Below are 21,884 nucleotides of genomic sequence, written 5' to 3'. Positions count from 1 at the left end.
CCGTTGACGGTCATACGGCGACTGCTTCCGGGGCGGGCAGGTTGCGGATGCGCTTGGTGAGCGTGGGCAGCGCGGCGACACCCGAGATGACGCACATGGTGATGAACACCCAGGTCGAGCCGGCCAGCTCGAACACGGCGCCGACGATGAAGACGCCGAGCGGGGCCGCGCTCATGGACATGAAGAACACCGCGCCGAGCACGCGCCCCTGCACCTTGTCGGGCGCGACGGCGGCGAGGTAGGACAGGAACAGCGTGCTGATGATCGGGCCGCGGATGAACACCAGCGTCACGATGATGCCGAGCGGGATCACGCCGGGCGTGACGGCGAGCAGGATCGCCACGACGGGTCCGATCCACGCGCCGCACAGCACGATCACCGACGGCTTCACCTTCTTGAAGACCCAGCCCGCGATGAACGACCCGAACAGCCCGCCGAGGCCCGCCACGGCGAGCGTGACGCCGATGAACGACTCCGACGCGCCCCGGCCCTGCGCGGTGGCGATCAGCGCCAGGAACACGCCGGAGTGGGTGAACGCCATGTTCGACCCCATGATCCAGATGATCAGCGGGCGCAGGATCGGCTGCTTGAACAGGAACCGGAAGCCCTCGGCCGTGCCGCGCTTCTCCTTGGGCCCCTTGGCGGGCTCGCTCTGCATCGGCTTGCGCACGAGCAGCAGCAACACCGTGGAGATCAGGAACGACACCGCCGCCGCGAGATACGGGAACGCCCGCGCCACGCCGAACAGCGCGCCGCCGATCGGCGGGCCGGCCACCGTCGCGCCGAAGTACCGGATCTGGTTCTGCGCGGTGGCCTGCGTCAGCTGGGACGGTGGCACCAGCGCCTTGATCGCGGCCATCCCCGCGGGCTGCGACAGCCCGAAGCAGATCGCCGAGCTCACCGCGATCGCGAAGATCACGGGCATGCTGGTGCTGTCGGTGAAGATCAGCACGCTGAACACGGCCAGCAGCACGACCCGGATCACGTTGCAGCCGATCAGCAGCAGCCGGCGGTCCAGCCGGTCGGCGAGGACGCCGCCCGGGAGGGACATCACGCTCGCCGTGATCAGCTGGGCGGAGCCGACGATGCCCGCGTACAGCGGCGACCCCGTGGTGGCCAGGATCAGCAGCGGGTAGGCGATCTCGGCGGTCTCCTTCGCCACCGCGGCGAACGCCTCGCTGGTCCAGAGCGCCTGGAAGTCCCGGTTCTTGATCAGCGGCGACTCGGGGGCCTTCGGTTCGTCGGCGGACGGCGCGCCCGACGTGGCCGGGGCGTCCGGCGTCGCCGGCGGGTCCGGCTCGGGCGGCGCGGCCGGTGGCTCCGCGTCGAGTACCCGGTCCGACGTGCCGGTGGTGCTGCGGTCGAGTGGTTCAGCGGACATCCACGGCCTCATTCCGCACCGGCGCGACGCCGGCCAACGTGGTGAGCAGGTCCTCGGCGAGCCGCCGCACGTGCGGCTCGGTCAACACCGACCAGTGGTTCCCCGGCACCGGCCGGACGCGGACGCCGCCGCGGTACAGCGGGGCCAGCCGGGCGGTCAGCCGGTCGGCGCCGCGCGGGTCGACGCCCACCTTGAACACCACGGCCGGGCAGTCCACGGCGCGCGGCCGGTACGGCGCCAGCACCCGCGCCTTGTCCCGGAACAGCTTGCGCAGCGCGGGGTTGCGGCGCATCCGCCGACCGACCTCGCCGATGTTCAGGACGCCGGCCAGCTGGAAGCCGACGTGGCTGTACAGGAACTCGGGGTCGAGCCCGAGGGGCACGCCGAGCCGTCCGGGCATGAACGCGTCGATGCACAGCAGCACGTCCACGACCGCGCCGCGCGCGATGAGCAGGCGGGCCATCTCGTGCGCGACGACCGCGCCGAACGACCAGCCGCCCAGCGTGTACGGACCTTCGGGCTGGAGCGCGAGCACCGCGTCCACGTGCTGCGCGGCCACCCGCGCCACGGACCGGTGAGCGGTGTCCGCCGGGTCGGGCTCCAAGCCGTAGACCGGGCGGTCGCCGTCGAGCCGGTCGGCGAGCGCCTGGTAGCTGAGCGCGGTGCCGACGGCGTCGGCGGCCAGGAACAGCGGGCGGCCCGTCCCCTCCCGCAGCCGCACCGCGTTGACGGGCGGGCGTGCCGCCGGTGTCGCCGGCCGGTCGCGCTCGGCCAGCGCGACCAGGCGGCCGAACGTGGGCTCGCGGGAGAACTCGGCCAGCGAGACCCCGATCCCCGCCCGTTCCCGCAGCCGGGTCATCAGGTTCAACGCGATCAGCGACTCGCCGCCCAGCGCGTAGAAGTGGTCCGCGTCCGACGAGGGCGGTTGGCCCAGCGCCGTGGTCCACAGCTCTTCCAGCACCGGCCGCACCGAGCCGTCCACGACCTGCGCCGGCCGCCGTCCACGCGACCTCGACTCGGCCCGCACGACCTGGTCGCCCTCCGGGTCCTCGCCGAGGAACGGGTGCGGCGGCAACGAGCAGCGCGGTGGCGGCTCGGCCCCGGCGAGCGCGGTCTCGGCCAGCACGTCCACGCCGCGCTCCCACAGCGCGCCGAGCGCCCGCAGCACGCCCAGGTCGCCGTCCTCGGCGCGGCCCAGCAGCGGGAGCCCGGTGCGGGAGCCGTCCCAGCGGTCGTTCCAGCGGACCGTCCCGAGCATGGAGGCGCCCGGGCCCAGCTCCAGGAACGTGTCCACACCGGCGTCGAGCAGCGTCTCCACCCCGGCGTCCAGCAGCACCGGCCGGGCGAGCTGCGCGGCCCAGTAGTCCGGTCCGGCGACCGCCTCCGGGGCGGCCCACGTGCCGCTGGTGTTGGACACCAGCCGCAGCGTGGCCGGTGTCGCCGGGGTGCCGGCGACGACCCCGTGGAGCGTCCGCGCGGCCGGTTCCATGGCCGAGCTGTGACCCGGCCGGTCCACGGCCAGCACCCGGATGTCGAGCCCCGCCAACGCGTCCCCGGCCAGCAGCTCGTCCACATCGGACTCGCGGCCGGAGAGGACCACGCCGCCGCGGCTGATCACCGACACCTCGACCGGGCTGTCGGGGCCGAGGCGGCGCAGCACCTCCTCGGAGTCGCCGTTCACCGCGACCATGCGCCCGGGCGGCGCCTCCGCCCACGCGACCCTGGCCCGCTCGTGGACCAGGGCGGCGGCGTCGGCGGGCGACCACACCCCGGCCAGCGCGGCGGGCGCGTACTCGCCGATGCTGTTGCCCAGCATGGCGACCGGGGTGATGCCCCACTCGATCAGCTGCCGGCCGAGCGCGTAGCCGAGCGCGAACAGGCCGAGCTGCTGGTTCGCGCCCTCGTCGAACCACTCCGGACCGCCGTCCACCTCCGCCACCACGGGCGTCAGGTCGACGCCGCACCGGTCCAGCACCGCGTCCCGGATCTCGTCGAACGAACGGCGGAAGCCGGGCAGCAGCCGGTAGGCCGGCGCGCCCGCGTTGTACCGCAGGGTGCCGTGCCCGGGGAACAGGAACGCGACCTTGCCCAGCGGACGTGGTGCCGCCGGGTCGCCGGCCGCGGCCAGCAGGTGCGCCGCGTGCGTCGGGTCGGACACCGCGAACGCCTGCCTGTGCCGGTGGACGCGCCGCTCGGCGAGGGTGCGCGCCACCGCGTGGACGTCCGGCGCGGTGCCGCGGCGCAGCGCGTCGGCCAGGTCTCCGCGCAGCTTCGCCAGCGCGTCCGGCGTGGCCGCGGACACGGCCAGCACCGTCCCGCCCTGCCGCGGCGCGGTCGGCTCCCGCTCGGACGGTCCGTGCAGCACCACGTGCGCGTTGGTGCCGCCCACGCCGAACGAGCTCACCGCCGCCAGCCGGGCGCCGCGGTCCGGCCACGGCCGGTGCTCGGTGCACACCCGGAACGGCGTGCCGTCCAGCTCCAGCAACGGGTTCGGTTCGTCGAAGTGCAGGCTGGGCACCACTTCGCCGTGCTCCAGCATCAGCACGGTCTTGATGAACGCGGCCACGCCCGCCGACGCGCTGGTGTGCCCGAGGTTGCCCTTCACCCCGCCGATCAGGCAGTAGCCCACCTCGTCGGTGGACATGCGGAAGGCCTCGGTCAGCGCCTGCACCTCGATCGGGTCGCCGATGGGCGTGGCCGTGCCGTGCGCCTCGACGTAGTCGATGTCGGCCGCGTCCACCCCGGCGAGCTTCTGCGCGTAGCGGATGACGTCGCGCTGGCCGGGGATGGACGGCGTGGCGTAGCCCATCTTCTCCGCGCCGTCGTTGTTCAGCGCCGAGCCGAGGACCACCGCGGCGATCCGGTCGCCGTCGCGCAGCGCGTCGTCCAGCCGCTTCAACACGACCACGCCGACGCCCTCGCTCGGCACGGTGCCGGTGGCGCTCGCGTCGAACGGCCGGCAGTGCCCGTCCGCGGACAGCGGTCCGCCGGGCTCGTGCACGTACCCCCACTCGCCGGCCGGCGCCACGGCCACCCCGCCCGCGAGCGCCGCGTCGCACTCCCGGCTCAGCAGGCTCTGCACCGCCATGTGGATGGCGACCAACGACGTCGAGCACGACGTCTGCACGGTCACGGCGGGGCCGCGCAGCCCCAGCTTGTACGCGGCGCGGGTGGCCACGTGGTCCTTCTCGTACCCGATCAGCCGGGCCAGCGGGCTGAGGTCGCGGCCGGTGTCCGGGTGGGTCCGGTCCGCGCCCGCGTACACGCCGATCCAGCCGTCGAACCGGGTCGGGTCCAGGCCCGCGTCGTCCAGCGCGGCCGACGCGGTCTCCAGGAACACCCGCTGCTGGGGGTCGATGCCCGCGGCCTCGGCGCGGCTGTACCCGAAGAACGACCAGTCGAAGTTCGCCGAGTCGGCCACCACCCCCTTGGCGGGCACGAAGTTCGGCTGCCGGACCTCGTCCGGGTCGGCGCCCCTGTTCCGCACCAGGTCCTCGACGTCGAAGCGGGTGATGCCCTCGACGCCGTCCCGCAGCAGCTCCCAGTACGCCTCGACGTCGTTCGCGCCGGGGAAGCGGCACGCCATCCCGACGACCGCGACCGCGTGCTCGCTGTCGATCACTCCGTCCCCCTCCCGTTCCGGTCCGGCTTCGGCACCCCGCACCGGGGTCGTCAGCGCCGCTGGTCGCCGGTCCGGCGGTCGCGCACGGCGCCCAGCAGCCGGTCCCGGCTCGTGCCCCGGCCCGCGGGGGCGGCCTCGGCGGGCGCGGCCAGCAGGTCCGCCTGACCGCGCACGGTGCCCGCGCGGAACAGGTCGACGGTCTTGAGCGCGCGCCCGGACGCCTGGCTGAGCCGTTCCACCAGGATCACCAGCCGCAGCGAGTCGCCGCCCGCGTCGAAGAAGCTGACGTCGTCGTCGATCTCCTCGGTGCCGAGCACCTCCTGCCAGATGGACCGGACGAGGCCCAACCGGGCGGCGGGGTCGTCCAGGTCGGTCTTGTCCGCAGAGGGCTGGTTCAACACGGTTTCCTCCGGATGTCGGGCGAGGTCGGCGGCGCTGCGGCGCAGGGCGGCCAGGAACTCGGTGGTCGTGGCCGCCGTGAACAGCGCCGCCGGGTGGTTCAGGGACAGTTCGAGCCGGTCCCGCCCGGTGGTGCGGTCCAGGCGGACGAACAGCGCCAGGTCCCACTTGCTGTACTCGGGGCGCAGCGGCTGGAAGCGGCCCACCACGCCGGGCGCCAGCTCCAGCGGGTCGGGCGCCTCGGCCAGGTTGACGAGCACGGGGCTCAGCGGCGTCCGGGCCAGGTCGCGGTCGGGGTCGAGCTCGGCGGCGATCGCGTCCAGCGGCACGTCCGAGTCGACGAACGCCTCTGTGCCCGCCGTCCGCGCGATCCGCAGCAGTTCCCGCCACGTCGTGTCCACGTCCAACCGGACCCGCAGCACCAGCGTGGTCATGAACATGCCGATCACGTCGGCGGCGGCCGGGTCGTCGCGGCCGGGCCACACGACGGAGAACAGGAAGTCGGTCTGCTCGGTGGTGCGCGCGAACGTGGCGGCCAACAGGGCCACGCCGGTCATGAAGGCGGTGCAGCCCTCCCGCGCGGCGACGGCGAGGACGGCCTCCGTCACGTCGGCGTCCAGCAGGGTGTCGGCGGTGGCGCCGATCATCGACAGCTCGGGGTCGTCCGGGTCGCCGTCGTAGGGGAGCGCGATCGTGGTCGGCGCGCCGCGCAGCCGTTGCACCACGCGCGCAACCCGTTCGGCGACATCGTCGCCACTGTCCGAATTGTCCTGAACCTCCGCCGGGTGCGGCGGAGTGGTCAGCACCGGCTCGGTCCCGTGCGCCCGGGCGCGGTACGTGGCGCCGATCTCGTCCACCAGGAGCTGCCGGGACACCCCGTCGAACACGATGTGGTGGACGGTCAGCACCAGCAGCGTGCGGCCGGCGTCGAGGCGGATCACCTCGGCCCGCGCCGGGGCCTCCTCGTCCAGTTCGAACGGCGTGTAGCAGAGCGCCTCGACCAGGCGCTCCACCTCGTCGGCGGACCAGTCGTCGGCGACCGCGTCGGTGAAGCCGACCTCCGGCGGGGAACCGTCGGTCCGGTACTCGACGCGGCGCGCGGCGGCGTCCAGCCGGAAGCGGGAACGCAGTGCGGGATGGCGTCCCAGCGCGCGTTCCACCACCGACGTCAACAGTTCACAGTCCACCGGTCCGGTGAATTCCAGGACACTTGGCAACAGGTACGTCGGGCGCAGGCGTTCTATCCGGTCGAGAATCCAGATGCCCTGTTGGGTCGGCGTCGCCGGATACCACGTGTGGGGGTCGGGACCGGAACTAGCCATCGGTGCGACCGATCTTTGTCCACGTGACGAGGAATAGAATGACGCGCGCATTCGACCGCGATTGCATGTGTTCCCCCAAAAGATTCCACCCGGTCGCGAATTACCCGGTGCGCCCTGGCAGACCCCAGATCCAGGCCGGTAATTCGACCGTAGGACGGGCCCGGAGTTCCGTCAAGCCACCGTTTCGCGGTGATTTTCGTCCACAGTGGACGCAATGCGCCGGGTGCGGATCGGGGCGTTGACGATCTCTCGAACGTGGTGCTTGACTGGGTTGCCGTGGGGCGAACGCGAGTTGTGCTCGGGTCGCACGGATCAGGGGGTCGAGGTTTTGCGCACGAGGGGGATGATGCGATGTTGACCGGTGCCCGCCCGTGAAGTCGCACGTCACGCGCTGTTTCCCGGCGGCCGTTCACCGGATCGGCCGCGCGTTTCACAGTTGACGTCCGAACCTCGAAGTCGGTCGAAGGCGACCACCTCCGCTCGTCAACGCGAAAAACGCCGCCGTCAATGTGACGCGTGGTTGACCGTCAATTCACCGGATATGCGACAGGTCGGGCGGAACCGATCGGCGGCACGCGTGCGGAATCCCGCAGTGCCTTCCGCGGCGCGATCCGACAGCGCCACCAGCCCACTGCCACACCGACCCGGAGTCTGCCGGACGGCTTGCTCCCCGAACCGATGAGGACAGCGGCCATGACCGTCCACGACGCGACCGTTTCCGGATGCCCCGTCCACCGGGGTGACACCGACCTGGTCGACCCCCACCTGTACAGCGACGGCGACGCCCACGCGGTGTGGCGGGACCTGCGCGCGCGAGACGGGTTGAGCTGGCACCAGGTCGACGACGACCGCGGCTTCTGGTCGGTGGTCCACTTCCGCGAGACCGACTACGTGCTGCGGAACACCGCGCTCTTCACGTCCGAGCGCGGCACGATGCTGGAGCTGCTCGGCATGGACGACCCGGCGGGCGGCCAGCAGCTCGCCGTCACCGACCCGCCCCGGCACACGATCATGCAGGCGCGGCTGAAGAAGGCGTTGGCCGTCAAGGCGGTCGACCGGCAGCGCGAGACGATCCGCGAGCTGGTCACCGAGCTGATCGCGCCCATCGGCGACGGCGGCGTGTTCGACTGGGGCCAGGCGATGCTGGCCATGCCGATGTCGGTCACCGGGACGATGATGGGCCTGCCGGAGGAGGACTGGCCGTGGCTGAGCAGGCTCACCACGATCTGCATCGCCGCGGACGACCCGGAGTACCAGGACGAGGGCGGCCGGGCCGCGACGCTGCACATGGCGCACCGCGAGCTGTTCGCCTACTTCCAGGACCTGGTGCGGTTCCGCCGCGACCACGCGGGTGACGACCTGATCAGCGTGCTGATCAACACCCGGTTCGAGGGCAGGCACATGTCGCCGAGCGAGATCGTGTCCAACTGCTACAGCCTGCTGCTCGGCGCGAACGTCACCACGCCGCACGCGCCGAACTTCGTGATGGCCGAGTTCATCGACTCCGACGTGCTGCCGCAGTGGGCCGCCGACCCGGAGGTCGGCGCCACGGCGGTCGAGGAGGCGCTGCGCTGGGCGTCGCCGGTGAACCACATGCTGCGCTACGCCACGCAGGACGTCGAGGTGCGCGACACCCGGATCGCGGCCGGCGACGCCGTGGTGGTGTGGCTGGGCGCGGCCAACCGCGACGAGAGCGAGTTCCCGGACGCCGAGACGTTCGACCTGCGCCGCAAGCCGAACAAGCACCTCGCGTTCGGCATCGGGCCGCACTACTGCGTCGGGCACAGCGTGGCCCGCGTCACGCTGCGCATCCTGTTCGAGGAACTCCTCGCGCAGTACCGGGACTTCGAGGCCGCGGGCACGCCCGAGCGGCTGGTGTCCAACTTCGTCTCCGGGTACAAGCACGTGCCGATCACGGCGAAGCGCCGTGCTTGACGTGTCGGCCCGCCGGCGGCGGGCGTTGCGCCACTTCGGCTCGCCGGGCACCGGTCGGGTGCGGCTGCTGTGCTTCCACTACGCGGGCGGCACCGCCTCGGCGTTCCGGGAGTGGCCGCGGCGCCTGCCGGCGGACGTGGCGACGGTGGCGGTGCAGCTGCCCGGCCGCGACACCCGGCTGGACGAGCCGCCGCACGTCCACATGGGATCGGTGGTGGCCGAGCTGCTGGACGTGCTGGACCCGCTGCTGGACGAGCCGTTCGCGTGCTACGGCCACAGCATGGGCGCGCGGGTGGCGCTGGCGCTGGCGCACGAGCTGCGCGCGACGTCCCGCCCCGGCCCGCGCGCGTTGTTCGTGGCCGCCAGCGCGGCCCCCGCGGCGCGCGGACGCGTGCGCGGGTGGGACGAGCCCGACGAGGGACTGATCGCCTACCTGCGCGACCTGGGCGGCACTCCGCCGATCGTGTTCGAGCGGCCGGACCTGCTCGACCTGTTCCTGCCCGCGCTGCGCGCCGACCTCACCGTGGTGGCCACCGCCGGCGACCCCGTGCGACCCCCGCTGGACGTGCCGGTGCACGCGTTCGCGGGCGCCGACGACCGGGAGGCGTCCGCGGCGCGGATGGCGGCGTGGCGGGAGGAGACCACCGGGCCGTTCACCCTGGACGTGGTGCCGGGCGGTCACTTCTTCGACGAGGACGGCGTGGGGCGGGTGTTCGACGTCATCGCCGGCACCCTCGCCGAGCCGCGTTGACGCCCCGGACGGCCGCCCGGGGCGTCAACGCGCGGCGTCAACGCGGGGAGCGCGTCAGTGCGCCGCGTCCATCAGCTCGCGCTGCTCGGCGGTGAGGTCCAGCTCGACCGCCTCCAGGCTTTCGTCCAGCTGCTCCACCGAGGACGCGCCCACCAGCGGGATGATCGGCAGGTCGCCGCCCATGAGCCAGGACAGCACCACCTGGTTCGCCGTGGCCCCGGTCTGCCGCACCACCTCGTGCAGCGCCGCGAGGCGGGCCTTGGTGCCCGCGTGGTCGTGCAGCTCGCCCAGCGGCCGGTCCTCGCGCACGTAGGCGCCGGACAGCAGCGGCGTGTACGCCACCAGCGTCAGCTCCGGGCGGTCCCGCAGGTAGGTGATCAGCTCGGCGCTGAACAGCCCCTGGTCGCCGTCCTTCGACCGCCGGCCCGGCACGTCGCCGCGCGGGCGCAGGTACGTGTGGTGGTACTGGAGCACCTCGTAGCCGGGCAGGTCCGCGGCCTCGGCGATCGCCCGCATCCGCTCCAGCCGCCACGACCAGTGGTTGCTGGCGCCGAGCATGGCCACCGAGCCCTCGGCCACGAGTCCCGCGAACGCCTCCGCGACGTCCCGCTGCGGCACGTCCATGAAGTCGCCGTGCGCGTAGAGCAGGTCGAGCCGATCCACGCCCAGCCGCTCCCGGCTGCGCGCCGACGACTCGCGGATCACCTCGGGCGATAACCCCTCGGGTCGCATGAAGTCGAAGCCGGGCACCTTCGGCCGGCCGCCGAGCTTGGTGGCGATCACGACCTCGTCGGTGACGCCCCGGCTGCGCCGCCAGCGCCCGAGCACCGTCTCGCTCTCGCCGCCCTGGGTGCCGTTCACCCAGAACGCGTAGTTGTTGGCCGTGTCGATGAAGGTGCCGCCTGCCGCGACGAACCGGTCCAGGACCGCGAACGCCCGCTCCTCCTCGATGACCGTGCCGAACTGCATGGCACCCAGCGCCAGCGCGCTCACCTCGCGCTGCCGCTGCGGGTTGGTGCCGATCTTCCGATACCTCATCCGGGTGCTCTCTCCAATGCGCTGCGTGGGACCTCTCGGACGTCGATCATGGTGGTCGGTCAGCGGTCGCCGTCACCGAGGTCCAGGAACAGGTGGTCCAGACCGACGTAGGACAGGTTCGGCCCCCACTCGACCCCGTTGTCCACCACCGCCGCGCCGGGGAACCGCCGGGTGAACCGCCGCAGCACGGTCGCCGCCTCCAGCCGGGCCAGCGGCGCGCCGACGCAGTAGTGGACGCCGTGTCCGAACACCAGGTGCCGGTCGGCGCGCTCCGGGACCGGGGCGAGGTCGGACACGTCGCCGTCGAACAGCCCGCCGCCCGCCAGCGACACCAGCACCAAGTCGCCCTCGCTCAGGCGCGCGCCCTCGAACTCGAAGTCGTGCGCGACGACCCGGCCCACGTTGCGCAGGGGCGGTCGCCGTTCCAGCACCGACTCGACCAGCGACTCCACCTCGCCCGGCCGGTCCTCCCGCACCCGGTCCCACCGCGCCGGGTCCTCCAGCACGGCGAGCAGGCACGAACCGAGCAGGGACGCCGTGGTCTCCAGACCGCCGAACAGGATCATCGCCCACGTCGCGTTGGTGCGGGCACGATCCTCCGGCGTGTCGCGGGAGAAGCCCTCCAGCGCGGGAGAGGACTGCAGGGCGTCCACCATCTCCAGCATCACGCGGTGCGCGGCCTCGGCGTGGTCGCGCCGGTACATCGCGGCGATGAACCCCGACAGCGTCCGGGACCACGTGTGCAGCACGGCCGGTTCCCGGTCCACGCCGACGATGTGGGCCATCACCCGCCCCGACACGCCCTCGGCCACGGTGGGCACGGCGTCGTGCCGGGGATCGGCGACCAGGTCGTCCAGGCACGCGTCCACGATCTCCTCGACGCGCGCGCCGAGGGACCGCGTGTGCGAGGCGGAGAACAAGCGCTGCAACGGTTTGCGCAGCGCGGCGTGCTCCGCGCCGTCGGTGTGCACGAACCACAGCCGCAGGAACTCGGTGAGGTCGCGGTGCTCCCGCCGCGACTCCTCCGTCATGTACAGCTCGCCGAGCCGCTTCGACGTCTGCGACGAGAAACCCCGGTGGTTGAGCACCCGCCGGGCCAGCGCCGGGTCGGAGACGACCCAGCACTCCAGCCCGTCGTCCCACGCCATGCCGCGCACGTCGTCGCGGATCAGCTCGGTCATGACCGCGCGGCCTGGTCGATGAGCCGGTTCAGGCCGGACGGCGTCGGCGCGAGCAGGAAGTCCCGCAGCCGCACCTTCACCCCCACCTCGTCGTGGACGAGCCGCAACAGCCGCACCGCGCCCATCGAGTTGCCGCCGACGGTGAAGAAGTCGGTGTCCGGCGTCAGGTCCACGGGTCGGTCGAGGACGCGGGCGAACAGGTCGGGCGCCACGCCGAGCGGGTCCGGCTCGGGCTCGGGCTCCGGGAGCCGCTGCCCGGCGGGCGCCGCCACGGCGGCGAGGGCCCGGCGGTCCACCTTGCCGTTCCCGGTCACCGGTAAGCGGTCCACCACGGCCCACAGCACCGGCACCATGTACGACGGCAGCCGGTCGGCCACCAGGTCGCGCAGTTCGTCGGTGCGCACCGCGGGGTCGGCGGGGACGATCGCGGCGAGCAGCCGCTTGTCCGCGCTGTCGCCCTCGGTGACCACGACCGCCGCGTCCCGGACCCGCGGGTCGCCAGCCAGCACGTCGGCGATGGCCGACAGCTCGATGCGGAACCCGCGCAGCTTCACCTGGTCGTCGCGGCGGCCGAGGAAGCGCAGCCGCCCGGAGTGGTCGACCCGGACCAGGTCGCCGGTGCGGTAGAGCCGTTCCGGGACGTCGGGGGAGAAGTGGCCGAACCCCCGCGCGGTCTCCGCCTCGTCGTCCACGTAGCCGTCGGCCAGGCCGGCGCCCGCCGCGTACAGCTCGCCGACCGCGCCCGGCGGCACGATCCTGTGCCGCCGGTCCAGCACGTGCACGCGCGTCCCCGGCAGCGGGGTGCCGATGGGCAGGGGACCGTCCACGTCCGCGCTCGACGTCACCGGGTGGGTGGTGGTGAACGTGGTGTTCTCGGTGGGTCCATAGCCGTTGGTGACGACGAGCCCGGGGTGTCGTTCCAGCGCGCGGGCCACGTGGGCGTGCGGGACGACGTCGCCGCCGGTGATCAGCTGCCGCAGGCCGCCGAGCCCGGCCGGCGCGAACTCCTCGACCAGCCGGAACAGCCCCGCCGTCAGCCACGCGACGGTGACCCGCCGGTCGAGCAGGAACGCGCTCAGCTCGCTCGGAGAGGACAGACCCGCCGGGTGCACCTCCAGCGCCGCGCCGCCGGCGAGCGGACCCCACAGCTCCAGCGTGGACGCGTCGAACGCCAGGGGCGACAGCCGGAGCACCCGGTCGTCCGGTCCCAGGTGGACGAAGTCGGGCTCGTGCACCAGCCGCACGACGGCTCGGTGCGGCACCGCGACGCCCTTGGGCAGGCCCGTGGAGCCGGACGTGAAGGCGATGTACGCGAGGTCGTCGGGGCCGGTGTCCGCCGGCTCGGTCCGCGTGTCGGAGGGCCAGGACGGCTCCCACGTCGCACACGCGGTCACGCCGAGGCGCGCGACGGCGTCCGGCGAGGCGGCCAGCGCGGCCTTCGGCGCGGCCTTGGCGACGATGTGCCGGACCTGCGCCTCGGGCTGGGCCAGGTCCACGCCGACGTACGCCGCGCCCGCCCACGCCGTGCCGAGCACCGCCACGATCTCCGTGATCGAGCGGTCCAGGGCGATCAGCACCCGGTCGCCGCGGCCGACGCCGAGTTCGCGCAGCCGCCGTGCCTGCTCGGCCGCCGCGCACACGAGCTGCGCGTACGTCAGCTCCACGTCGCCTTCGCGCACCGCCACGGCGTCCGGGGCGCGCTGAGCCGTCCTGCGGACCAGCTCGTCCGCGGTGACCTCGGGGAAGTCGCGGTGGGTCGCGTTCAGCGCGTCCAGCACCGCCCGCCGCTCGGCGGACAGGCAGCGCAGGTCCTCCAGCCGTCCGCCGGCCGTGGCCAGCTCCCGCACGGCCGTGGTGAAGTCGGCGAGGAACGCCCGCGCGTCGGCCTCGTCCCACAGCGCCGTCGCGTACTCCAGCTGCGCGCCCAGCGTCGGGCGGGACCGGCCGAACAGCAGCGACAGGTCGAACTGGGCGCCGCCGCCGTGCCCCTCCTCCACGCGCAGTTCCACGTCACCGGCGTCGATGCGCTGCGGGACCAGCTGGTCGTGCATGCCGAACGACACCTGCACGAGCGGGTGCGCGCTCAGCCCGCGCTGCACCCCGAGCCGGGTGACCAGCTCGTCGAACGGCAGCGCGCCCGCCTCGATGCTGCGCGCCAGCGAGTCCTGCACCGCGCGCAGGTAGTCCACCGCCTGCGCGTCGTCGTCCACCTCCAGCCGGACCGGCGCCAGGTTGCCCGCCACCGCGACCAGCCGGGCCAGCTCGGCGGTGTCCCGCCCGTAGAGGGAGACGCCGACCAGCAGCCGGTCGACGCCGGTCCAGCGGCTCAGCGTCAGGCCGTAGGAGGCGAGGAGCAGGGCGAACGGCGTGATGCCCAGCTCGCGCGCCCGGTCCTCGACCAGCGTGGTCAGCCCGGCGTCGAAGTCGAGCGGGACGCGGTCGCCCGCCGGGTCCTGGACCGTCGGGCGGGGGCGGTCGGTGGGCACCTCCAGCACGGTCTGCGCGCCGTCGAGGTGCTTGAGCCAGAACTCGGCCAGGCGGTCCCACTCCCCGCTGCGGCGGTCCTGCTCGTGACGGCGCAGCAACGCCTCCGTCGTGGGCGCGACGTCGGTGAAGGGCAGCGGCTCGCCCGCGGCCAGCGCCCGGTACGACGTGAACAGCTCGTCGAGCAGCAGGCCGACCGCCCACCCGTCGAGGAGCATGTGGTGCGCCACCAGGACGACCGCCTGCCGCCCGCCCGCGCCGCCGACGAAGAGGTGGCGCAGCGGGGGAGCGGCGGTGAGGTCGAACGGGGTGCGGCCGTGCTCGGCGGCGGTGGCGCGGACGAACCCGTCGAAGTCCGGGCCGTCGTGCGCGAGGTCCACGATGTCGGGCACGGCGTCGTCCAGGACGACCGGCACGACCTCGCCGTCCTGGTCGCGGAGCAGCGTCCGCAGGGAGGCGTGCCGGGCCGTGGTCGCCGCGACGGCGCGGCCGAACACCTCGCGGTCGAGCGTGCCGCTGTCCACATAGGACGTGAAGACCAGGTTGTAGGTCGAGCCGCCGAGCACGTTCTCGATCAGCCACATGCCCCGCTGCGTCGGCGTCAGCGCGGGGACCGCGGTCTCCGGCTCCGCGGCGGTCGCGTCGGAGGTGCCGTCGGTGGCGCCGTTCGACGTCGCCACCGCGTTCGCGAGCACCGCGCCCAGCGGTGTCGAGGAGAGCAGTTCCGACACCGACAACCGCAGCCCGAGCCCTTCCTGCGCCAGGGCGGTCAACCGCATCGCCCGCAGGGAGTCGCCCCCGAGCGCGATGAAGCTGCTGGTCGTGAACCCCGCCCTGTCCGTGGCCGGTCCGAGGACCGACAGCGCGTACTCGTCCAGTGACATGCCGACCTCCGGGTCTTGGTGGGACTGCTGCTGTCGCCTGGGCACGCCGCGACCGGGGCGTGGCCGCCTACGGGCGCCGGGGCCGTCGCGGTCTGCCGACCGACGGCGCCGGCGCCCCGTCACCGGGTGGGGTGCGCGGCAGTGGGCGTGGAGGAGCGGGAAGGTCCCCGTGGATGTCCGGATTCCCCGTCGGACAACAGCGCGTCAGGTCGCAGAGATGTGGTGTCCGCGCCATTGCGCAAAGTCCCCCAGCGAGTCACATTCTCCCCCAATGTGAGCGATGCTAAAAGCGCTCGTTGATCTCTGTCAACCCGCTCCGGTTCGGTTCGGCGAAGTGTCGGCGCAATGGTCACGATAATTCCACGTGACAGGTAAAAGTCCCTTACGCGCGCACCGTTCCGTGCCCCGTCGTTGAAGTCAACCTTCAACGGTTGACGCTCCGGGATCAACGATCCGCGCAGCTCCGCGACGTGCGCGAGCGTGCGCGACCGGGTCGGAAGCGGACATTCATCCCTTTTTTGCGAAATGTGACCGGAAGTTCTCCGTGCCTCCGGTCGGTCGCCCGGTTGTCCGCCGTTCCCGGCCGCGTGCTCTCGACACCGCTCGGCGGACGAATCGGTCGAACGCTTTCTTGCCCCGCTTGGGGGATTCGCGGTGCCGACCCGTCACTAGCATCGATCCGGGGGAGGAGCGGTTGATTGTGACTTCCCCGCGAACCTGGAGGGGGATCATGGCGACACAGTCGGCGACCTATTCCCGAACGGACACCCTGTACGAGCCGGGGAGCCTTCCCCCGCTCGGCGTGGTGCCCCAGCGCATGTACGCCTCGGTGATCCGGCCGGAGCGCTACGGTCCGCCGGTCGACGCCTTCCGGACCGAGGTCGTCGACGTCCCGGAGGTGCCGCCCGGTTTCGTGCTCGTCGCCGTCATGGCCGCGGGCGTCAACTACAACAACGTGTGGGCCGCCCTCGGCACCCCGGTGGACGTCATCGGCATGCGTGCGGCCAAAGGGGACGACACCGGCCACCACATCGGGGGGTCCGAGGGCGCGGGCATCGTGTGGGCCGTGGGCGACGGCGTGCGGCACGTGCGCGTCGGCGAGCACGTCACGCTGTCCGGCTGCCGCTGGGACGAGGACGACCCCGACATCCGGCTCGGCCGCGACCCCATGCTGTCCTCCACGCAGCGCGTGTGGGGCTACGAGCTGAACTGGGGCTCCTTCGCCCAGTTCACCCTCGTCGCCGAGTTCCAGTGCCACCCGAAGCCCGCGCAGCTGACGTGGGAGGAGGCGTCCTGCTTCATGCTGTCGGGCGCGACCGCCTACCGGCAGCTCGCGGGGTGGCCGCCGCACACCGTCCAGCCCGGCGACCCGGTGCTCGTCTGGGGCGGTTCCGGCGGACTCGGTTCGATGGCCACCCAGATCGTGCGCCGGCTCGGTGGCCGTCCCATCGCCGTGGTGTCCTCGCCGGACCGGGTGAAGCACTGCCTGCGCATGGGCGCGGTGGGTGTCATCAACCGCACCGAGTTCGACCACTGGGGACCCATGCCCGACGACGGGCCGGAGCTGGAGCGGTGGCAGCGCGGCGTGCGGGCGTTCGGCCGGCGCATCTGGGAGGTGCTGGGGGAGAAGGTGTCGCCCAGGATCGTCTTCGAGCACCCCGGCCAGGCGACGCTCCCCACGTCGGTCTACGTCTGCGCGCCCGGCGGCATGATCGTCCTGTGCGGCGCGACCAGCGGCTACCTGGGCGAGGTCGACCTGAGGATCCTGTGGATGCGGCAGAAGCGCTTCCAGGGCAGCCACTTCGCCAACCCGCGCGAGTGCCGCGCGATCGTCGACCTGGTCGCCGCCGGGCACATCGACCCGAGCCTGGGCCACACCTACGACTTCGAGGAGATCGGCCTGGCGCACCAGCACATGCGCGACGGCACGCAGGAGTCCGGCAACCTGGCCGCCCTGGTCGGCGCGCCGCGCCCCGGGCTCACCGACGTGCCCGACTGATCCGTCGGCGGTCCCGGCAGCGCCCGTCCGCGTGCGGCGGACGGGCGCGCGCCGGCGCGGTCTTGACGCCGTCCCCGTTGGACGCACCGCGTCCTCACCTGCTCCCGCGTTCGCCGACCGGAAGGTGATCGCAAGGTGATCGCAAGGTTCGGCGACCGCGTTATCGGCGATAGTGGTCCACGCCCTCGGCGACGGACCGGTGCGCGCGCCGGGGGTGGCCGCACGCCCGCACCGCGTCCCCGACCCCAGGAAGTCGACCTCCGGCACCGTGACCGCGATCCCCGCCGACCACGACTCCGCCACGCTCGTGCTGATCTGCGACCACTGCGGTCGCGCCTACGACAGCGAGGACGCGCACACGGTCTGGCGGCTGCTGTGGACGTCCGCGGTGGGCGACGGGTGGCGTGGGCGCGACCGGGCGATCGGACCCCACTGGTGCCGGCGGTGCGCCGCATGACCGGCCCGGACGACGGCAGCGCCGTCCTCGTCATGGAGACCCACGGCTCGCCGTCGCGGGCCGAGGTCGAGGCGTGGCTGCGCGACCGCCTGGTCGGCTGGCTCGACCACGACGTCCTGCTGGTGGGCGTGCTCGTCGGCGAGCTGCTGGACAACGCCTGGCGGTGCGGCGAGCCGCCGTACGTGCTGGAACTGGTCATGGACCCGTGGACGGAGACGCTCACGATCCGGGTCCGCGACCACGCCCGGCGCCACACCGCGCGCTGGTCCCTCGGAGCCGGTCTCCTGATCGTCGACGGGCTGACCGCGCAGTGGGGCGTGGTGTCGGCGTCGGAGAGCACGACGGTGTGGGCGAAGGTTCGCTTCGAGGACTGACCCGGCGGCACCGGTCAGATGGTCGGGAACAGGGCGATCTGGCCGGTGGTGGTCCACTCCAGCAGGAGCAGGGTGGCGTCGTCCTGGAGCTGCCCGTGCTGGTGCTCCAGCACGGCGTGGACGATGCGGCGCAGCGTCTCCGGGGCGGGCAGCCCGGCGGCCTCGTGGACCTCGGTCAGCTCGACCAGGCGGTCGAGGCCGAACAGCGCGCCGTCGGGGCTGCGCGCCTCGACGATGCCGTCGGTGTGGAACAGCACCCGGTCGCCGGGCCGCAGCCGCTCGGTCGCGACCTGCGCCTCGCGCCGGGTGAGGTGGCCCAGCCCCAGCGGGATGCGCGCCGGGCCTTCCAGCAGCTTGACCACCTTGCCGTCGCGCAGCAGGACCGGCGGCGGGTGGCCCGCGTTGAGGTGGTGCAGCTCGCCGGTGTCCAGGTCCAGCCGCGCCAGCACCGCCGTCGCGAACGTCAGCTTGTCGGGCCCGTTGCGCACGGCGATGGCCTCGTCGGCCAGCCGCGCCGCCTCGACGAGCCCCAGACCGCTGCGGCGGGCGTTGCGGGTGGCGGCCAGCGCCACCGTGGTGGTGAGGCCCGCGTGCAGGTCGTGGCCCACCGAGTCGAAGATGGCCACGTGGGCATCCCCGCCGTCCACGGCGTAGTCGTAGCCGTCGCCCCCGACCTGGTCGTAGGGCTCCAGCGCCGCGGTGACCACCATGCGGTCGCAGGCGAACGTCTGCGGCGGCAGCAGCTGCCACAGCAGCTCGGAGGCCACCGACAGCGGCTTCGTGCGGCGGACCACGTGGAACAGGTCGCCGTAGTTCTGCTTGCTCATGACCAGGTGGGCGGCCAGGCTGACCACCACCCAGCACTGCTCGCGCAGCCAGGTGTCGTGCGGATCGGCGTCCGCGGGCAGCTCCATGCCCGCCATGCCGAGCCGCTCGGTGCCGTTGAGCAGCGGTATCCACAGGACGGGCGGCGGTCCGGGCTCGACGTAGAGCTCCAACTGCTGGAACGCACGTCCCACCGGGGACGACTCCACCGACAGTGACGGCCCGTCCTCCGGCCGCACCGGGTGCAACCGCTGCTGCGACAGGTCGACCAGGTGCAGCCGCACCGTCACCCCGACCGGCGCCGTCGCGCCGTTGACGAGGCCGGCCACCTCGTCGGGGCCGACCACGTGCGCCTCGTTGACGATGCGGCTGAACACACCGTGCCAGGACCGCGCCCGCTCCGTCACCCGCACAGGGTAACCACGCGACCACCACCACGGCAGCGCGCGCACCCGCCGTGCTCCAGTCCGGCGCGCCGGGGTCCACCGGTGACGCGTGCGGTGGGCCCCGGCGCGGCCGTGGGGCCGGCTCAGACCGGGGTGACGAGGAACTGCTGGTTCTGACCGCCGTTGCACGGGTACTGCTTGAACTGGATGTTGTCGTGGGAGCTGCTCGGCAGGTCGAGGCACTTGCCGGAGTGCCGGGCCACGATCCGGGAGTAGCCCGAGCCGACGTCGACCAGGGACCACTGCTGGTTCTGGCCGGTCGTGCAGCTCCACTGCTGCACGGCCGCGCCGTCGGCGGTGCTGTGGTCGCTCACGTCCAGGCACTTGTTCGAGTGCCGGGCGATCAGCTGGTAGTAGCCGCCGCCGGTCGCCTGCACGCGGAACTGCTGGTTGGCTCCGCTGCCGCAGGTGTACTGCGTCAACGCCGCGCCGTCGGCCTGGCTGACGTTGGCGATGTCGAGGCACTTGCCGGAGTGCCGCACGGAGATCCGGTTGTACGAGACGCCCACGGACGTGACCGTGCCGGTCGCCGTGTCGATGACGACCTGACCGGCGTTCGACAGGCTCATCGAGGTGTTGCTCGGGAAGCCGATCGGGAGCCAGACGTAGCTGGAGTCCTTCACCGGTCCGCCCCACGCGCCCGCCCACCGGTCGCCCATGTAGAGGTAGGACGTCGTCTGGGTGCCCTGGATCGGCAGCACGTACGCGGGCTGCGAGCGGAACGTGGTGGAGTCGCCCACGTTCTGCATGGCGCTCCACGGGCCGGCCACGCTGGTGGCGGTCGCGTACTTCGCTTGGTTCGGCGACCAGCCCGTGGCGCCGGACGTGAGCATGAAGTACACGCCGTTGCGCTTGAACAGCGCCGGCGCCTCCCGGTGCCCGCCCGGCCACGGGTTCGCGACCAGCTGCGCCACGCCGCGGTAGTCGGCGTTGAGGCGGTAGATGTGCAGGTCGTAGTTCTCGCGCGCGGCCGAGATCATGTACGCCGTGCCGTCGTCGTCCTTGAACAGCGTGATGTCGCGGGACATGTGCTGCCCGAGCGGCCGGAAGCTGCCCTGGTACGTGTAGTTGCCGTCCACAGTGGACGAGTACGCCACGGCCGCGCGCGCCTCGCCGTAGTGCTGGCCGTTCTCCCAGTGCATCCACATGACGTACTGGCCGGTGGACGCGTTGTAGACGACCTTGGGGCGTTCGACCCAGGACGTCCGGAGCTCGGCGTGGCTGGACTGGCTGAGGACGTTGTTGCGGAACTCCCAGTTCTTCAGGTCCGTGGACCGGTAGACCGAGACGGCGCGGAACAGGTTGTCCGGGTGCCGGTTCTCGCCGAACCAGTAGTAGTAGCTCCCGACCTTGATCACGCCACCGCCGTGGGCCTCGACGGGGTTGCCGCTCGTGTCGGTGAACTGCACGCCCACGTCGACGGTGACGGGCGCGGCGTGGGCGGTGCCGGTGGGCAGCAGCACGGCTGCCAGGCCGACGACCGCGGCGGTCAGCGCCGCACGCCACCGCCTCGGAGACAAACGGGACATCTGGACTCCTTTGTCCGGCCCACCACAGGGACGCGGCACCGGCGCCCGGCGTGGGCGACTCCGTGCGCCGGCACGTCACCAAACCTCTTCGCGCGCGACCACGGCCTTCGCCTCCGGCGTCACCCCGGGCGGCGGCGGGGCAACGGCGTGCGGAGGTCATGTTTGCGCAAACATGCGGTCTAGATGCTGTCAGCGCGCAGTGTCGCCGTCAAGCTTCGCGGACGTCAGGCGGGCGATTGGCGCATCCGGGTCAGCAGGTGCTGCTCGGCCGTCGTGAAGTACCGGGCCAGCTCCGCCTCGGCGTCGGCGACCCGGTCGGCGTCGAGCAGCGCCACGATCCCCCGGTTGAGGCGCACGTAGTCCTCGTGGAACTCGCGGGGGTCGCCCATGTGGTGGAACATCAGGCGCAGCTCCGCCAGCAGCCGCTCCACCTCCTCGGCCAGCCGCGCGCTGCCGACGAGCCGCGTGATCGCCAGGTGGAAGCGGATGTTGCCGGTGGCGACGTCCGTCCAGCGCTCGGCCGCCGCCGCCTCGCCCTGCCCGCGCACCGCGTCCCGGACGTCGTCGCGGGCACGCTCCGACGCCGACGTCCACGACCGGAGGGCGCCGCACTCGATGACGCGCCGGGCGGCGTAGAGGTCGACGACGTCGGCGATGCCCGGCGTCCGCACGAACACGCCCCGACCGAGTTCGTGGACGAGCAGCCGTTCGTGCGTCAGCAGCCGGAACGCCTCCCGCAGGGTGTTCCGGGACACGCCCAGCACGCCGCCGATCGCCTCCTCGGACAACCGCAGGCCGGGCAGCAGGTCGCCCTCCATCACGCGGGTGCGCAGCACGGCCGCGACCCGTTCCGCCGTGCTGGACCGGCCCAGCTCGGTGCGACCGGCCGACAGCGAGTCCAGCCAGCTCCCCGAGCCCGCGCGCGCCATGCGGCCGATCCTAGCCAGGGCAAGATCATCCCGCACCGGCCGCGCGGTCAGGGGTTGCCGGGCGCGTGCCCTGGTCCGGACCGCGCGCCTCCGGGGACGTGCACCTCGATGATGTTCCGGGTGTCCAGGACGGACACCGTGCGGCCGGGCAGCAGCACCGGCACCCAGGCGTGCGAGGTCTCCGGGTCGACCACGTGGTCCCCGATGACGACACCGCGCAGGAACGCGGTGGGGGCGAGCACGTCCGGGTTGAGGTAGGTGACGATCGCGCCGCGTTGAGGGCAAGGCGTGGTGGCCATGGCAAGTCCAGTGGGTTCGGAGCGCGTGT

The 21,884-nt window shown here is 72.9% G+C and carries 15 protein-coding genes; 5 read left to right on the top strand and 10 right to left on the bottom strand.

The window, feature by feature from the left end:
• Positions 1-10: 10 nt before the first annotated feature.
• From ACRAKH_RS20235 to ACRAKH_RS20225, 3 genes are read right to left on the bottom strand one after another with little or no spacing between them, the layout of a single operon-like run.
• Entirely contained in the window at positions 11-1,381 is a 1,371-nt protein-coding gene (locus ACRAKH_RS20235; protein WP_447009169.1) for an MFS transporter, read from the bottom strand.
• Entirely contained in the window at positions 1,371-5,003 is a 3,633-nt protein-coding gene (locus ACRAKH_RS20230; protein WP_447009168.1) for a type I polyketide synthase, read from the bottom strand. The genes ACRAKH_RS20235 and ACRAKH_RS20230 overlap by 11 nt, the downstream gene beginning before the upstream one ends.
• A gap of 50 nt (positions 5,004-5,053) precedes the next feature.
• Complete coding sequence (locus ACRAKH_RS20225; protein ID WP_380722287.1) at positions 5,054-6,724, bottom strand: condensation domain-containing protein; 1,671 nt, start codon at positions 6,722-6,724, stop codon at positions 5,054-5,056.
• 693 nt (positions 6,725-7,417) lie between these two features.
• On the opposite strand from ACRAKH_RS20225, the gene ACRAKH_RS20220 reads away from it, so the two are divergent.
• Positions 7,418-8,659: a cytochrome P450 gene (locus tag ACRAKH_RS20220; RefSeq protein WP_380722289.1), complete on the top strand. Its 1,242-nt coding sequence runs from the start codon at positions 7,418-7,420 to the stop codon at positions 8,657-8,659.
• The gene (locus ACRAKH_RS20215; RefSeq protein ID WP_447009167.1) at positions 8,652-9,410 is read left to right on the top strand and encodes a thioesterase II family protein; all 759 of its coding nucleotides are present in this window, start codon (positions 8,652-8,654) and stop codon (positions 9,408-9,410) included. Before ACRAKH_RS20220 ends, ACRAKH_RS20215 begins: the two co-directional genes overlap by 8 nt.
• A gap of 54 nt (positions 9,411-9,464) precedes the next feature.
• Here the strand turns inward: ACRAKH_RS20215 and ACRAKH_RS20210 are convergent, their stop codons facing one another.
• The 3 genes from ACRAKH_RS20210 to ACRAKH_RS20200 are packed head-to-tail and all read right to left on the bottom strand — an operon-like array spanning position 9,465 to position 14,997.
• The gene (locus tag ACRAKH_RS20210; protein WP_380722293.1) at positions 9,465-10,448 is read right to left on the bottom strand and encodes an aldo/keto reductase; all 984 of its coding nucleotides are present in this window, start codon (positions 10,446-10,448) and stop codon (positions 9,465-9,467) included.
• A gap of 59 nt (positions 10,449-10,507) precedes the next feature.
• On the bottom strand, positions 10,508-11,629 hold the full coding sequence (locus ACRAKH_RS20205; protein ID WP_380722295.1) for a hypothetical protein: 1,122 nt from the start codon (positions 11,627-11,629) through the stop codon (positions 10,508-10,510).
• The gene (locus ACRAKH_RS20200; RefSeq protein ID WP_380722297.1) at positions 11,626-14,997 is read right to left on the bottom strand and encodes a non-ribosomal peptide synthetase; all 3,372 of its coding nucleotides are present in this window, start codon (positions 14,995-14,997) and stop codon (positions 11,626-11,628) included. The genes ACRAKH_RS20205 and ACRAKH_RS20200 overlap by 4 nt, the downstream gene beginning before the upstream one ends.
• A gap of 730 nt (positions 14,998-15,727) precedes the next feature.
• On the opposite strand from ACRAKH_RS20200, the gene ccrA reads away from it, so the two are divergent.
• From ccrA to ACRAKH_RS20185, 3 genes are all read left to right on the top strand, one after another.
• Positions 15,728-16,996: a crotonyl-CoA carboxylase/reductase gene (gene ccrA, locus ACRAKH_RS20195; RefSeq protein WP_380722299.1), complete on the top strand. Its 1,269-nt coding sequence runs from the start codon at positions 15,728-15,730 to the stop codon at positions 16,994-16,996.
• 268 nt (positions 16,997-17,264) lie between these two features.
• Entirely contained in the window at positions 17,265-17,453 is a 189-nt protein-coding gene (locus tag ACRAKH_RS20190) for a hypothetical protein (RefSeq protein ID WP_380722301.1), read from the top strand.
• Positions 17,450-17,827 (top strand): hypothetical protein, encoded by a 378-nt coding sequence (locus ACRAKH_RS20185; protein ID WP_380722303.1) that lies wholly within the window; start codon positions 17,450-17,452, stop codon positions 17,825-17,827. Before ACRAKH_RS20190 ends, ACRAKH_RS20185 begins: the two co-directional genes overlap by 4 nt.
• Before the next feature lie 14 nt (positions 17,828-17,841).
• On the opposite strand, the gene ACRAKH_RS20180 is transcribed toward ACRAKH_RS20185, so the two are convergent.
• The 4 genes from ACRAKH_RS20180 to ACRAKH_RS20165 form a co-directional block, all read right to left on the bottom strand.
• Complete coding sequence (locus ACRAKH_RS20180; RefSeq protein WP_380722305.1) at positions 17,842-19,059, bottom strand: PP2C family protein-serine/threonine phosphatase; 1,218 nt, start codon at positions 19,057-19,059, stop codon at positions 17,842-17,844.
• 122 nt (positions 19,060-19,181) lie between these two features.
• Complete coding sequence (locus ACRAKH_RS20175) at positions 19,182-20,627, bottom strand: RICIN domain-containing protein (protein WP_380722307.1); 1,446 nt, start codon at positions 20,625-20,627, stop codon at positions 19,182-19,184.
• Between the two features lie 224 nt (positions 20,628-20,851).
• Positions 20,852-21,556, bottom strand: a complete 705-nt coding sequence (locus ACRAKH_RS20170; RefSeq protein WP_380722309.1) for a GntR family transcriptional regulator — start codon at positions 21,554-21,556, stop codon at positions 20,852-20,854.
• A 47-nt stretch (positions 21,557-21,603) separates the two neighbouring features.
• Positions 21,604-21,855 (bottom strand): hypothetical protein, encoded by a 252-nt coding sequence (locus ACRAKH_RS20165; protein WP_380722311.1) that lies wholly within the window; start codon positions 21,853-21,855, stop codon positions 21,604-21,606.
• Between the last annotated feature and the right edge of the window lie 29 nt (positions 21,856-21,884).

The organism is Saccharothrix hoggarensis (assembly GCF_052936025.1).
Note: the sequence above shows the minus strand (reverse complement) of the source record. Positions and strands in the feature narration are given on the sequence as shown.